This window comes from Gordonia bronchialis DSM 43247, assembly GCF_000024785.1.
Lineage (GTDB): Bacteria > Actinomycetota > Actinomycetes > Mycobacteriales > Mycobacteriaceae > Gordonia > Gordonia bronchialis.
Map to the genome: position 1 here is coordinate 1,557,237 of NC_013441.1, position 12,597 is coordinate 1,569,833.

General features: G+C 66.2%; 13 protein-coding genes and 1 other annotated feature. Of the genes, 1 reads left to right on the top strand and 12 read right to left on the bottom strand.

All coding sequences use genetic code 11. From position 1 onward, the window contains the following. Nucleotides 1-199: 199 nt before the first annotated feature. The 7 genes from GBRO_RS07310 to GBRO_RS07340 all read right to left on the bottom strand — a co-directional run bounded on the left by GBRO_RS07310 (nucleotide 200) and on the right by GBRO_RS07340 (nucleotide 7,160). The gene (locus tag GBRO_RS07310; RefSeq protein WP_012833339.1) at nucleotides 200-2,560 is read right to left on the bottom strand and encodes a glycoside hydrolase family 65 protein; all 2,361 of its coding nucleotides are present in this window, start codon (nucleotides 2,558-2,560) and stop codon (nucleotides 200-202) included. Continuing rightward, entirely contained in the window at nucleotides 2,557-3,279 is a 723-nt protein-coding gene (locus GBRO_RS07315) for an HAD family hydrolase (RefSeq protein WP_012833340.1), read from the bottom strand. The genes GBRO_RS07310 and GBRO_RS07315 overlap by 4 nt, the downstream gene beginning before the upstream one ends. A gap of 76 nt (nucleotides 3,280-3,355) precedes the next feature. Next, nucleotides 3,356-4,051 (bottom strand): GntR family transcriptional regulator, encoded by a 696-nt coding sequence (locus GBRO_RS07320; RefSeq protein ID WP_012833341.1) that lies wholly within the window; start codon nucleotides 4,049-4,051, stop codon nucleotides 3,356-3,358. Beyond that, nucleotides 4,048-4,923, bottom strand: a complete 876-nt coding sequence (locus GBRO_RS07325; RefSeq protein ID WP_012833342.1) for an oxygenase MpaB family protein — start codon at nucleotides 4,921-4,923, stop codon at nucleotides 4,048-4,050. Before GBRO_RS07325 ends, GBRO_RS07320 begins: the two co-directional genes overlap by 4 nt. An 18-nt stretch (nucleotides 4,924-4,941) precedes the next feature. Next, complete coding sequence (locus tag GBRO_RS07330; protein WP_012833343.1) at nucleotides 4,942-5,856, bottom strand: oxygenase MpaB family protein; 915 nt, start codon at nucleotides 5,854-5,856, stop codon at nucleotides 4,942-4,944. Nucleotides 5,857-5,874: 18 nt separating this feature from the next. Continuing rightward, the gene (locus tag GBRO_RS24660; RefSeq protein ID WP_012833344.1) at nucleotides 5,875-6,315 is read right to left on the bottom strand and encodes a hypothetical protein; all 441 of its coding nucleotides are present in this window, start codon (nucleotides 6,313-6,315) and stop codon (nucleotides 5,875-5,877) included. Between the two features lie 281 nt (nucleotides 6,316-6,596). Then, a complete protein-coding gene (locus GBRO_RS07340) occupies nucleotides 6,597-7,160 on the bottom strand; it encodes an Mce/MlaD family protein (protein ID WP_012833345.1) in 564 nt (187 codons plus the stop codon). 52 nt (nucleotides 7,161-7,212) lie between these two features. On the opposite strand from GBRO_RS07340, the gene GBRO_RS07350 reads away from it, so the two are divergent. Further along, a protein-coding gene (locus tag GBRO_RS07350) for an IS3 family transposase (RefSeq protein WP_115311797.1) occupies nucleotides 7,213-8,495 on the top strand; the annotation gives its coding sequence in 2 pieces (ribosomal slippage) (nucleotides 7,213-7,498 and nucleotides 7,498-8,495; 1,284 coding nt in all). Further along, nucleotides 7,491-7,619: a sequence feature (AL1L pseudoknot), on the top strand. (Overlaps the previous gene by 129 nt.) Before the next feature lie 27 nt (nucleotides 8,496-8,522). On the opposite strand, the gene GBRO_RS07355 is transcribed toward GBRO_RS07350, so the two are convergent. The 5 genes from GBRO_RS07355 to GBRO_RS07370 all read right to left on the bottom strand — a co-directional run bounded on the left by GBRO_RS07355 (nucleotide 8,523) and on the right by GBRO_RS07370 (nucleotide 12,562). Next, complete coding sequence (locus tag GBRO_RS07355) at nucleotides 8,523-9,209, bottom strand: MlaD family protein (RefSeq protein ID WP_012833348.1); 687 nt, start codon at nucleotides 9,207-9,209, stop codon at nucleotides 8,523-8,525. Further along, nucleotides 9,206-9,916, bottom strand: a complete 711-nt coding sequence (locus GBRO_RS07360) for an MCE family protein (RefSeq protein ID WP_321573979.1) — start codon at nucleotides 9,914-9,916, stop codon at nucleotides 9,206-9,208. Before GBRO_RS07360 ends, GBRO_RS07355 begins: the two co-directional genes overlap by 4 nt. Nucleotides 9,917-9,981: 65 nt before the next feature. Then, entirely contained in the window at nucleotides 9,982-10,332 is a 351-nt protein-coding gene (locus GBRO_RS27515; protein WP_321573980.1) for an MlaD family protein, read from the bottom strand. Next, nucleotides 10,332-11,519 (bottom strand): MCE family protein, encoded by a 1,188-nt coding sequence (locus GBRO_RS07365; RefSeq protein ID WP_012833349.1) that lies wholly within the window; start codon nucleotides 11,517-11,519, stop codon nucleotides 10,332-10,334. The genes GBRO_RS27515 and GBRO_RS07365 overlap by 1 nt, the downstream gene beginning before the upstream one ends. Next, the gene (locus tag GBRO_RS07370; RefSeq protein WP_012833350.1) at nucleotides 11,519-12,562 is read right to left on the bottom strand and encodes an MlaD family protein; all 1,044 of its coding nucleotides are present in this window, start codon (nucleotides 12,560-12,562) and stop codon (nucleotides 11,519-11,521) included. Before GBRO_RS07370 ends, GBRO_RS07365 begins: the two co-directional genes overlap by 1 nt. Nucleotides 12,563-12,597: the final 35 nt, after the last annotated feature.

Here is a 12,597-nt window from a genome sequence, read left to right on the forward strand (position 1 = left end):
GTCACTCAACAGCTTGACACCGTGTGAAGGTCAAGTGGTCGCGGACGTCCTCGGGTCACCTTGGTTTCGACGCGCGGCGGTCTCGCAAGCTCGCCCGACGCGGCTCAGCCAGCTGAGGGGCGCGGCTGGACCAGCTGCTGGGGGTACGGCCGGACCAGCTGCTGGGGGTACGGCTGAACCTGATGGTGGGCCCCCGCCCTCAGATCTCCCGGCGATAGGGCTCACAACTCGGCGGCGCCTTGGGCGGTTCGCGGTAGGTGAACTCGGGGATGTCCATCGACACCGGCGCCGATTCCAGCGTGAACTTCTCGCCGTGGTGTGCCAGATCGATCGGCGGGCCCGACAGCAGCCGGTAGGTGGCGTGGTTCTGGTCGATGGCCACCACGATCTTGGAGTCGCGCACGATCATGCGGAACGACAGATAGGTCAGCCGGCTCGGTAGGCGCGGTGCGAAGGTGATGTTGCCGCCGAAGTCGCGCATCCCGCCGAAGCCGGCCACACAGTCGGTCCAGGCGCCGGCCAGGGCCGCGATGTGTAGACCGCTGCTGACGTTGTTGTGCAGGTCGTGCAGATCGGTGAACACCGACTCGGCCAGCAGATCGTAGGCCAGATCGAGGTATCCAACCTCGGCTGCCGTCACCGCTTCGCAGCACGCCGAGAGAGACGAGTCGCGCACGGTCAGCGGGTAGTAGTAGTCGAAGTTGCGCAGTTTCTGCTCGGGCGTGAACGACGACCCGAACAGGTAGGTGGCGAACACGAGGTCGGCCTGCTTGACCACCTGCTTGCGGTAGAGGTCGTAGTAAGGATAGTTGAGCAGCAGCGGATAGCGGCCTACCGACGATTCGAAGTCCCAGGCACCCAGCAGCGTGAACGATTCGCACTGCTGATGCACGCCGAGCGCTTCGTCGTAGGGAATCGTCATGTCGTCGGCACACGATTCCCAATGTGCCGCTTCGGCATTGGTGACACCGAACTGTTCGGCCAGATCGGGTCGACGATGAACCGCGGCCACCGCGTCGCGCAGATTCTGTTGCGCGGCGAGGTTGGTGAAGGTGTTGTTGTTGACCACCGCGGTGTACTCGTCGGGTCCGGTGACACCGTCGATGCGGAACCGTCCGTTGGCGTCGTGATGGCCGAGCCCGGCGAACAGGCGCGCGGTCTCCACGAGAAGTTCGACGCCGCACTCGGTTTCGAACTGTTCGTCGTTGGTGGCGCGCAGGTAGCGGGCGGTGGCGTTGGCGATGTCGGCAGAGACGTGTACACCCGCGGTGCCCGCCGGCCAGTAGCCCGAACATTCGTCGCCGTTGATGGAGCGCCACGGGAACATGGCGCCGCGCTGGCCGAGTTCGGCGGCGCGGCTCTTGGCCTTGTCCATCGTGGCGTGGCGCCACCGCAGCTCCTCGCCGGCCGCCGCGGGCACCGTGTAGGTGAGCATCGGCAGGATGAAACTCTCGGTGTCCCAGAAGGTGTGGCCGTCGTAGCCGGGGCCGGTGAGACCCTTGGCGGGGATGGCGCGGGACTGACCGCGCGCTCCGGCCTGCAGGACGTGGAACAGTGCGAATCGGACGGCCTGCTGCAGTTCGGGGTCGCCGTCGAGTTCCACGTCGGCGTCGCGCCAGAAATCCTCGAGGTAGCGGACCTGGTCGGCCTTCAGGGAATCCCAGCCGGTTTCCATGGCCATGGCCAGTGCCGCGTCGACCTGGGCGCGCAGCGCGGGCACCGAGCGCCGGGCCGACCAACCGTAGCCGATGTACTTGGTCAGCGTGATCGACTTGCCTTGCGGCACATTGGCGGCGATGGTCAGCCGCGCGAGGTCGGAGTCGGCGCGGATGAACGTGTCGGCCTTGTCCGGGAAGTAGATCTCGTGATCCATGCCGGCGGCGATGTGCAGCCCGGACTTCTTGGTGTGGTGCACCAGCATGCCCCAGTAGTTGCGGCAGGCGGCGAGATCGGAGACCAGCGGCTGATCCAGGGCGGCAGCCAGCCGGGGGTCGTTCCCGGGTGCGGGGACCGGCTCGTTGGCGAGCAGATCCGACTGCAGCACCAGCTTCATGTCGTCGTCGATGGGTTCCACTTCGTAACGGATCGCGGCGATGGTGCGTTTGGTGAACGACACCAGCCGTTCGGATTTGATCCGCACGGTGCGCCCCGTCGGCGAGGTCCACAGCGTGTGCCTGCGCAGCGTTCCGGTCCGGAAGTCCAGCACCCGCTCGTGTTCTTCGGTGCGTCCATAGCGCAGGTCCATCGGCTCGTCCTCGACGAGGAGCCGGATGATCTTGCCGTCGGTGACGTTCACCACGGTCTGACTCGATTCCGGGTAGCCGTAACCACTTTCGGCGTACGGCAGGTCGCGCAACTCGTAGAAGCCGTTCAGGTAGGTGCCCGGATGATCGACCGGTTCACCCTCCTCGAAGGTGCCGCGTAAGCCGATGTGTCCGTTGGAGAGTGCGAAGAGTGTCTCGGTGCGGCCGAGCATGTCCAAATCGACGCCGCCGCTCCACTTCAGCTGCCACGGGTTGATCTCGAACCCGAATCCGCGGTCGTGCTCGGTGGCGCTCATGCGGGCAGCAATTCGTCGAGATCGCCGACGACGACGTCCGCGCCCGCCGCGCGCATGGCCTCGGTCTGCGCGCCGTCGTGGCGGTCGATGGCCACCACATACCCGAACTTGCCTGCGGCGGCGGCCTGCACGCCGGAGATGGCGTCCTCGACGACGGCGGCCTGTGCCGGCGCCACACCCATCAGTTCGGCGCCGAGCAGAAACGAATCCGGGGCGGGTTTGCCCGCGAGTCCTTTGGCGACGATGTCGAGACCGTCGACCCTGGCCTCCACGAACTGTGTCAGGTCGGCTGCATCCAGCACGGCTGCTCCATTCTTCGACGACGTCACCACCGCGATCCGCAGACCGGCATCGCGGGCGGCGTTGAGATAACGCACAGAACCGGGGTAGGCGCTCACCCCGCCATCGTGCAAGGCGGTCAGGAACATCTCGTTCTTACCCGTTCCGATCGCGGTGACCGTCTCGTCGGACACGTCGTCGATCCCGCGTGCGGCGAGAAAGGCACGCACCCCGGCCTCGCGCGGCCGACCGTCGACGTAGTCGAGGTAGTCCTGATCGGTGAACTCGACGAACCCCGGACCGTCCGTACCGCCGGCACGGTCGGCGAGGAAGGCGTCGAAGGCCGTCTTCCACGCCTTGCGGTGCAGCACCGCCGTCGAGGTGAGGACGCCGTCGAGGTCGAACAGCGCCACGGTGATCGCATCTGGCAAACCCAACACGAGTGGCAACGCTACCTGTCCGGAGCCGGGATGGCGCGCTACCGGTGGGCACCTGCGTCGCCGGGGCGGTGCGCGGTCAGGCCGTGGACGCCGCGGGGGCGTCGTCGTCCCAGAATCCGATGGATTCCAGCTGGGCGATCAGACGGTCGCGGGCATCGTCGAAGCGGGCGTGGATCTCGGCGCGGATCCCCTTGGCGTCACCGGCGCGCAGTTGGTCGATCAGCTTGCGGTGACTCGTGACGGCCTCGCGGCCCCAGGTCTCGTCGTTGGCGTACAGCTCGAAGGGGTTGTTCTTGCTGGCCGCGTACTGGAACCAGGCGAGCTTCTTGCTGTTGGCCATCAGATGCACCTTGCGGTGGAAGGCGAACTCGCCGGCCAGCACGAGATCGGCGCGGTGCGCGTCGACGGCGGCTTCGAGGTCGTCGACGATCGAGGCGAGTTCGGCGAGGTGCCGATCACGGTCGGGTGCGTCGATCGCGTGGGTGGCCAGCCGCGCCGACAACTCGGCCTGCATCCAGAAGATGTCCACGATGTCGCCGCGGTCGAGCGGTTCGACGATGAAACCGCGATGTGGGGAGGAGCGCACCAGGCCCTCACCGCGCAGCGTGACGAGCGCCTCGCGGACGGGGGTGACACTGCAGCCGAGCGTCGAGGCTGTCTCGTCGAGCCGCACGAAGTCTCCGGGCCGCAGTTGCCCGGTCATGATGCGGTTGCGTAGATGGTCGGCGACCTCATCGGTCAGCTGGGTCCGCCGCAATGCTGCCGAGCTCATGCGCGGCTCCGTTGGTTCAGGGGGTCGTGGTACACGGAGTTCTCTTTCACTCGCTTGGCGGCCCTGGCGGACTTTCGCTTGCTGTGATGCCGTCGCAACGGCCCGGGCCAGCACGTTTGTATCCACCGTACTGTCCGAACGGCACGGTGGTAGCGGAACTCGTGGTCGGGGGTCCATTCGATTCCGTAGATCGATCGTAGTGCGGGGCCCGCCATTCCCCAGGTGATCAGGCGGACGCGGGGGATCTGGCGTACGTATCGCCAGGGCACGGAATAGGTCGCGAAGACCTGCGTGGCCACGTCGCCGGCGGTGGCCTGTTCGGGTGGCGCCGACGGATCCGACCGCGGCCGATGCGGCGCGTATTCGCTCTCCATATAGGTGACGTAGTCGCGGAGCGCGGCCACGTCGGCCGGCCAGTCGGCGTCGGTCATCTGCAGCAGGGTGCCGACGGGCCAGAACTCTTGGTACAGCGCCTCGACGACGTCGTCGGCCAACGGTGAGATGAACAGCTGATAGGTGTCGACGATGCTGGTGAACCAGGTCGCGGCCACCCACCGCTGGTGACGCGGATCGAAGGCGGGCCGACGGCGCTGCGGTGGATGTCCGGGTGGCACACGCACATCCGCGTGGATGCGGTTGACCTCGCGGACCATGCCCCGGATGCGGTCGGCGTCGGTGGAGGTGGCGATCCGCAGATAGTTGACCGTGCCCGCCCAACGCCGGGCACCGCGGATCCCGTAGACACCGCTCTGCACCTCGGTCGGGGCGATGTCGTCGTGGGCGGGCTGCATGAGCGCCGCCCGCGGCCACATCAGGTAGATGACCGGCTCGTTGAGGACCCGCTGCAGATCCGGCCGGGACCTGGTGCTCAAGTCACATCATCGCCTTCATCAGATCATGGCCCGGTCGTGTTTCATCCGGCGACGCAGGTCGCGCATCAGCATCCGGCTCCCGCCGAACCGGATCGACTTGGGCAGGAATTTGTTGACCACGGAGACAAAGGTGAACAGGTGCTGGAACCGGCGCCGGTCGTCCTCGGTCCATTCGAGGCCGAGCTGATCGCGATACAGCGGGGGAAGGGTCCCGATGGTGAGGAAGCGCAACAGATTCACGAACGGCAGCCGGATCAGCGGATTGATCATCTTCAGGTCGACGAGGTCGTTGAGGAAGTCGCAGGTGGTGTCGTCGATGACGACGCGCTGGCAGGCGAGGTTCCAGTAGTGGTCGAACTCCTTGCGGGTGGCCGGCCACATGTCCTCGGGGACCTGCAGGGTGGTGCCCAGCGTCTTCGACGACTGGTAGAACTCCTCGGACTCCTCGTCGTTCATCACGCCGTGCAGCAGCTGATGGGTGTCCTCGATGCCGACGAACAGGCATGCGGCAACCCACATCTGGAGTTCACGGTTGAACGCGTTGTACTTGACCGGGCTGGTGGCATCGGATTTCACGTGCCGGTGCGCCGAGTTGACCGCCTCGCGGAAGGCGGCCTTCTCCTCGTCGTTGCCGAGAATCGCGACGGCCAGGTACTGGCCGGTGGTGCGCGCCCGCTTCCACGGATGTTTGGTCAGCGCACCGGATTCCACCTTGGACTCCATCACGCCGTAGGCCACCTCGGGCCAGCCGAGTTGCATCACGACGTTGGCCGCGCCACCGGCGAAAGACCAGAAATCGATGGCCTCCTGGATACGAGCCGGTTTCCGCAGACTCGTGGCGCGACGCTTGCGGGTGTCGATCTCGATGCGGGTCTTGGCGGTGGTCAGTTCAGGGACCGTCTCGTCGAGAGCGGGTAGGTAACTCGCGGCCATCGTCGTTCCTTTCGTGAGCTAGAGGGTTTGGACGTCGTCGACGAGCCAGCGCCCGTCGATGTTCTTGAGTTTCACCAGCATTCGGTAGGCCTGGGTCTTGCCGGTCGGTGCCACCGCATTGCGTGCCTGCGGGTCGACGAAGAGCATCACGGCGGCATCGCTGCCGTTGATCTGCTCGGCGGCGGCGTGTGAGACGGTGGCCGTGGCCTCCCCCTTGCCGTCGGTGACGATCTGGGTCAGGTCGGTCACCATCTGGCTGTACTTGGCGGCGAAGGCCGGCGTCGACATCGCCGCGATGGCTTCCCGGTTCTTGTTCAGATCGCGGTAGTCGAAGCTGGACAGTTTGATCGCGTAGTCCTTGGCGACGCCGATGGCCTGCGCCGAGGACTGTGCATCCGGGACGGTGGTGGCGTCGTCGGTGACGTAGTGATAGCCGAAGAACGCTGTCGCGCCGATCAATCCGGCCAGCAGCAGACCCGCGACGAACGGCGAGCAACCGCCGCGGACGAGGGATCCTGCGGGTGACGACGGTGGTGTCCTCGACCGTGTCGGGGGTGTCGTCGTCGCTGTCCGTTGCGGCTGCCGACGCCGAACCGGTGTCCTTGTCGGGCGAGGTTCGCGAGGTACGCCGTCGTGCCACCGGAGCGGTACGCGCCGGTGAACGTTTGCCGCGCGGCGCCGACGCGGACGTGTCGCCCGTCTCGGCGGTCTCGGTCGTCTTCTCGGTGAGAGAGGTGGTGTCAGTTGCCATGTCGTGCCCTTTCCAGAAGTTCTTGCCACCACTGCAGGAGTTCGACGCCGTGGGGGATGAGCAGCGGGTCGGTGACGGCGGGTGGTCCGGAGACTCCGCCGGGGGTGGTCATGTTGGTGGTTCCCAGGCCGTTGGGCCGGGGCGCGTTGATCGCGCCGCGCTGTCCGTACCCGTTGCCGGGTGGGCAGTATCGGGTCAGGTTGGGCGCGGTCGGCGTGAGATTGCCGATCTCACTGCGTGGTTCGTCGTAGAACAGGCACACCGGGCCCTGCGTCCCGATGAGTGCGAAATCGGCGCGCCCGTTCTTGACGATGGACCGCAGATCGCGCAGTCCCTGCGGGATGGTGTCCAGCCCGGTGGCCAGGGATTGCTTGCGGTCGCTGATGATCGGCTCGACGGTGACCAGGTTGGCCAGCACGCCACCGAAGGTCCCGCGGTAGCGGTCGAACAGTTCGCGGGTGTGGTTCAGACTCTGCGGTGCCTTGTCGAGTAGGTAGACGAAGGTCGGCTGGTTGGCGTCGAGCTGATCGGTGAACGTTGCGACCGAACGCATTGAACCGCCCCGGGTTTGTCGGAGGCTCTCGAACCTGTGAAGGATGGAGAGCATGGCAGCACCACGCAAGTACAGCGAGGAACTCAAGGAGCGGGCTACCCGGATGGCGGTGGAAGCACGACGGGACCCGGAGTCCTCGCGCGGCGCGGTCAAGCGGATTGCCGATCAGCTCGGGATGCATCCCGAGGCGTTACGCAACTGGGTTCGTCAGGCTGAGATCGACGGCGGTGTACGGGCGGGCACCACCACCGAGGATGCCGACCGGATCGCGCAGTTGGAGCGGGAGAACCGCGAGCTGCGGCGGGCGAACACGATCTTGAAGCAGGCGTCGGCTTTTTTCGCGGCGGAGATCGACCGCCCACAGCGTTGATCGTGGAGTTCGTCGCCGCTTATCGCGATGAACACGGAGTCGATCCGATCTGCGCGGCCCTGCGCGACACGGCCGCCCAGATCGCTCCGTCCACGGTGCGAGCCCACCTGAGCCCACAGAAGACCGAGGCGCCACGAGCAGTTCGTGACCGCGAGATGCTCGGTGAGATCCGCACCGTGCACGCCGACAATCTCGGTGTCTACGGTGCTCGCAAAGTACACGCCGAACTATGCAGAAAGGGGTTCGGTGTGGCTCGTTGCACCGTCGAACGATTGATGAAAGCCGATGGGCTGCAGGGGATACCGCGGTTGAAGGCACGTAAGACCACTCGCAGTGAGGGAGCCGAGACGCCACAGCCGGCTGATCGGGTCCAACGGCAGTTCACCGCCCAAGCGCCGAATACCTTGTGGGTCGCCGACCTGACCTACATCCGCACCCACTCCGGCTGGGTATATGCGGCATTCATCCTCGATGTGTTCTCCCGCATGGTCGTCGGCTGGCAGGTGTCCACGACCATGCATACCGGCCTCGCGCTCGATGCCCTGGACATGGGGTTGTGGGCGCGTTCGCGGGCCGGCCAGGATGTGGCCGGGCTGATCCACCACTCCGACCGCGGAGTGCAGTATCGAGCCATTCGTTACACCGAACGTCTCGCCGAGGCGGATGCGGTGACTTCTGTTGGCTCCAAAGGTGATTCGTACGATAACGCGATGGCCGAGGCATTCAACTCGCTGTTCAAAGCCGAGTGCATTCGTAACCCAGTGATGCGCCCGCGTGGTGGTTGGGGCGGTGTCGGCGAGGTCGAGATCGCGGTCGCCGAATACATCGAATGGTTCAACCACCGACGCCTGCACGGCGAGATCGGACACGTCCCGCCCGTCGAGTACGAGGCCGCCTACTGGGCGACCCACACGGTCACCAGCTACCGTGAGAACCCGGTCCCAGCAATCGCTGGAACCAACTAACCGAGCCTCCAGCAAACCCGGGGCGATTCACATCCCGGATTCGAAGGCCGCGGTGTTGTCGCTCATCGCGCCCAGGACGTCGAGTAGGTCGTCGAACAGTCCGCGCAGGATGGGTGCGTTGCGGTTGACCAGGCTCGCCAGTGCCGTGCCGTTGGAGACGAGTTTGCTCAGCGCCTGATCGTCGTGGTCGAAGGCGTTGGAGAACTCGGTCCCGAAGGTGGCGAGTTGACCGGTACCGATGCTGCGCAAGACCGACGCCGCGTCGGTGATGATGGCGTCCATCTGCTTGGGCTGGCGATCGGCCGGCGCCGCGATGGTGTCGCCGGACTGTAGGTAGGGCGGATCGTCGTTGCTCGGGATGATGTCGACGCTCTGGATGCCGGCCATCGACGCCATGGTCACCTGCATGAAGGAGTCCGCCGGGATGCGGGTGTCGCCGCGCACCACGAGTTCGATGTCGGCGGCGTCGCCGAGGGTCACCGACTTCACGGTCCCGATGTCCACTCCGCGCAGGGTCACGCCGGTGCCCTCGGTGAGGCCGAAGGCATCGGTCATGGTGGCGTGCAGGGTGAGTTTGTCGCCGAAGCCCTCCGGACCGGCGATGAAGTTGATCCCGTAGGGGATGATCACCGCGGACAGCACCAGGAAGATGACGAATTGCAGTGCGCCGGTGCGGGGTGTGGGCAGACGAAGCCGTTTGGCTGCGGGACTCATCGTGGTGCTCCTGGCTGCTGTCGTGGCCGTTCACGTTGCTGCGGGGGCGCCTTGGGCCGGCCCAGGCCGCCGGTGAGGACGTCGCGCAACTCGTTGGGGGTGAGCAGCGGTTGTCCGGCCAGCAGCAGACCGCCGGTGAGGATCTTGTCGATGCCGCCGGGAATGTCGAGCGCGCCGTCGAAGACCAGATAGTCCCCCCGGATGGACCGGTTGAAGTTCCGCATGAAGGAGTTCATGTGGGTCAGGGTGTCGCCGACGGTCCCGTTGAACGCGGCCAGCGACTTCACCAGGGTGTTGGCGTCGGTCACCATCGAGTTCAGGGTCGCCTGCCGGCCCTTCACCACGGCGTCGACGTTGACCGCGAGGGTGGTGGTCTGACGCATCAGTGCGGCGATCTGATCCCGTTGCGAGGACAGGACTCCCACCGCATCGGGCACCTGTTGCAGGAATTCGTCGACCACCTGCCGCTGACCGACGAGAAGATCGCTGACATCGGCCGCGGCGGCGATCGCCGAGTTGAAGTCCTCGGTGTAGACCGACGACCGCGACAGCAGCCGGTTGAGGGTGTCGATGAGGTCGCCGACCTTGTCCGAGCGGTTCGCGAAGGCGGTGTTGAGGCTGCTCATCACCGATTGCAGCTGGCTGACGCCGCTGCCGCCGAGGATGTTGCCCAGCGCGGCCAGCGTGCTCTCGATCTGCGGTCCCACCGAGGTCTGCTTCAGCGCGATGTGGGAGCCGTCGGTGAGTGTGCCCTCCGGGTTCTTCGGTGCGCTCAGCCGGATGAACGGGTACCCAGCGCCGACGGCAATTCCACTGTGGCGGTGGCGTTCGCGGGCAGCGTGGTGCCGTCGGAGAGGGTCATGGTGATCTCGGCGTGCTGGCCGGTCAGCCCGATGTCGGTGACACGTCCGACGATCTGCTGGCCATGCCGGACGTCGGCGCCCGACACCACGCCGTCGGCGGTGATGAGTTCGGCGGTCACCTCGAAGGAGTCACCGCTGCCTGCGCCGAGCGGAAGGTCCTGCAGGCCAACCGAACACGCGGACAGTGAGACGGCGGCAGTCGCCGCCAGCATCGTGGCCCGCAGGCGGGTACGCCGACCGGGATCGGATGGACGTCTCATCAGTTCCCGCCTCCCGGGGTGGTGGTGACGGCCGGCGGACGCTGGGGCAGCGCGCCACCGGTGATCGCGGAGACGATGCCCAGCGGATCGGAACTGCTGATCGGGAAGGCGATCGGGTTGGTCAGACCGGCACCGATGCAGATCGGCATCGGGAACTGGTCGCACAGCGGTTTGAGTGTCTTGAACTGCGTCAGGGTGGTGGAGATGTTCAGCCGGATGCGGCCACGACGATCGGGGCCGATGGTGCTCGACAGGTTCTGCAACATCAGCGGAGCGAGATCCATGAACTCGGCGAGCCCGGCCTTGTTGCGGACCAGGGTGTCGCCGAGTGCCCGCAGGTTCTCGGCGACCACGCCGACATCGTTGCCGTGTGCCATCACGAAGCCGTTGATCTGGTCGAAGACCACCTTCAGGTCGTTGATCGGTCCGGTGATGTCCTGGTCGGCGGTCGACCACTGCGCCGACAGCACGCTCATCGACCGCACCAGTCCGTCGAGCGAGACCTGCTTGGTGCGGAAGGTCGTCATGAGCTGATTGAGGCTGTCGATGAGGTCCTGCAGGTCCTCGGTCCGTGCGCCGAAGACGCCGGACGCCGACGCCAAACCGGCCATCGTCGTACCGAATTCGGTTCCGCGGCCGTCCCACGCCTTGGCGGTCGAGGCGAGCAGTGTGCCGATGCTGTTGGGGTCGTCGGGGTTTCGGGCGGAGTCGGCCGGTCCCATGATCTTGGTGAGGGTGCCGATGCTGTCGAGGAGCTGATCGAAGCTGATCGGGGAGTGGGTGCGTTCCAGCGGGATGGTGGCGCCGTCGGCGAACTTCGGTCCGCCGGTGTAGGCCGGACCCAGTTCGAGGTGACGGTCACTGATCACCGACGGATTGAGCACGTAGGCGGACACATTCGCCGGGAGGTCGATCGACGCCGGCATGCTCACGGTGACCTTGACACGGTCACCGGCGGGTTCGACGGAATCGATCCGGCCCACCGGGACACCGAGCACGGTGACCTTGGAACCCTCGTAGAGGCCGTTGACGAAGGCGAACTCGGCGTGCACGGTCCGGGTGTCGGACTCGGCGCCGAAGGCGTACCACAGGCCGGCGACGATCGCGCCGACGAGCAGCAGTGCCATGAAGATCCTGCCGCCGTAGCGCTTTCGCTTACGGACTTCGCGAACCTGACGGAAGGTCATCAGCGGCACCCCTGCATCACGCCGAGCAGGCACAGCATGTTGTCGGGGATCACCGCGCTCGGGGAGACCACGTCGGCCCAGTTGCCGTTGCCGGTGGCATCGGTGATGGTCCGCATCGCCGGTGGCAGTTGCTCGAGGATGCCGTCGATGGTGGTGACGTTCGACTTCAGCGTGGTGGTGACCGACGCGATGTTGTTCACGAGATCTCCCATCGGTATCTGCGGGAAGGTCGTCGCCATCTGGTCCAGCACGATGCGCAGGTTGTCCACGAGGCGGGTCAGGACCATCCGGCGGACAGCGAGTGTCTGGACGATGATCTGGGTGCTGGAAAACGCGCTCGAGACCGAATCGCTTTGTTGCGCCGTCACTTCGGCGAGCTTCTTGGAGACGACGAGGAGTTGGTCGAGCTGGGCGCCGGTCTCGGTGATCGCGGCGGTGGCCCCGGCCGCGCCGGCCATCGAGGCGTCGAGGGTGGTGCCGTTGGGCATGATCTGGTTCATCGTCGCGATCATGGCGCGCACCGCACCGGAGTCGATCTCCCGGGAGGTGTGCACCGCGGCGCTGGAGATGTCGTCGAGGTTGTAGGGAACCGTGGTGCGCGACAACGGAATCGTGTTGCCGGGCCCCACCTCGCCGCGGCCGGCCGGGATGATCTCCAGGTAGCGCTTGCCCAGGACGGTGCGCGGGCGCACGGTGGCCCTGGTCTGGTTGCCCAGCGGCAGGTCGTTGTCGAGGCGGAATCCCACGCGTACCCGGTCACCGGCGAGGTCGATGGCCTCGATCCGCCCGGCCGGCACACCGGCGACGAGCACCGGGTCGGCGGTGGTGAGGCCGGAGGCGTTGGCGAGTTCGGCGGTGAACGGCGAGGTGCGGGCGTGATAGTTGATCTGCGGCACGCCGATCGCGATGAGCATGAGGGTGAGCAGGGTGATGATTCCGGCGGTTCCCAGCACGGCCGCCGACGCACCCTGCGCACGCTTGTCGGCCTTGAAGACGAACTCCAAGATCCCGACGAAGACGTCGATGAGTCTGACCAGAAACACGGGCTGGGTTCCTACTTTCTTCTCGGGCGGGGACG

What these genes read in the sequence shown, in the direction of transcription:
- GBRO_RS07310 (WP_012833339.1), bottom strand. Translation starts at nt 2,560, where the DNA reads ATGAGCGCCACCGAGCACGACCGCGGATTCGGGTTCGAGATCAACCCG.
- GBRO_RS07320 (WP_012833341.1), bottom strand. Translation starts at nt 4,051, where the DNA reads ATGAGCTCGGCAGCATTGCGGCGGACCCAGCTGACCGATGAGGTCGCC.
- GBRO_RS07330 (WP_012833343.1), bottom strand. Translation starts at nt 5,856, where the DNA reads ATGGCCGCGAGTTACCTACCCGCTCTCGACGAGACGGTCCCTGAACTG.
- GBRO_RS07340 (WP_012833345.1), bottom strand. Translation starts at nt 7,160, where the DNA reads ATGCGTTCGGTCGCAACGTTCACCGATCAGCTCGACGCCAACCAGCCG.
- GBRO_RS07355 (WP_012833348.1), bottom strand. Translation starts at nt 9,209, where the DNA reads ATGAGTCCCGCAGCCAAACGGCTTCGTCTGCCCACACCCCGCACCGGC.
- GBRO_RS27515 (WP_321573980.1), bottom strand. Translation starts at nt 10,332, where the DNA reads ATGAGACGTCCATCCGATCCCGGTCGGCGTACCCGCCTGCGGGCCACG.
- GBRO_RS07365 (WP_012833349.1), bottom strand. Translation starts at nt 11,519, where the DNA reads ATGACCTTCCGTCAGGTTCGCGAAGTCCGTAAGCGAAAGCGCTACGGC.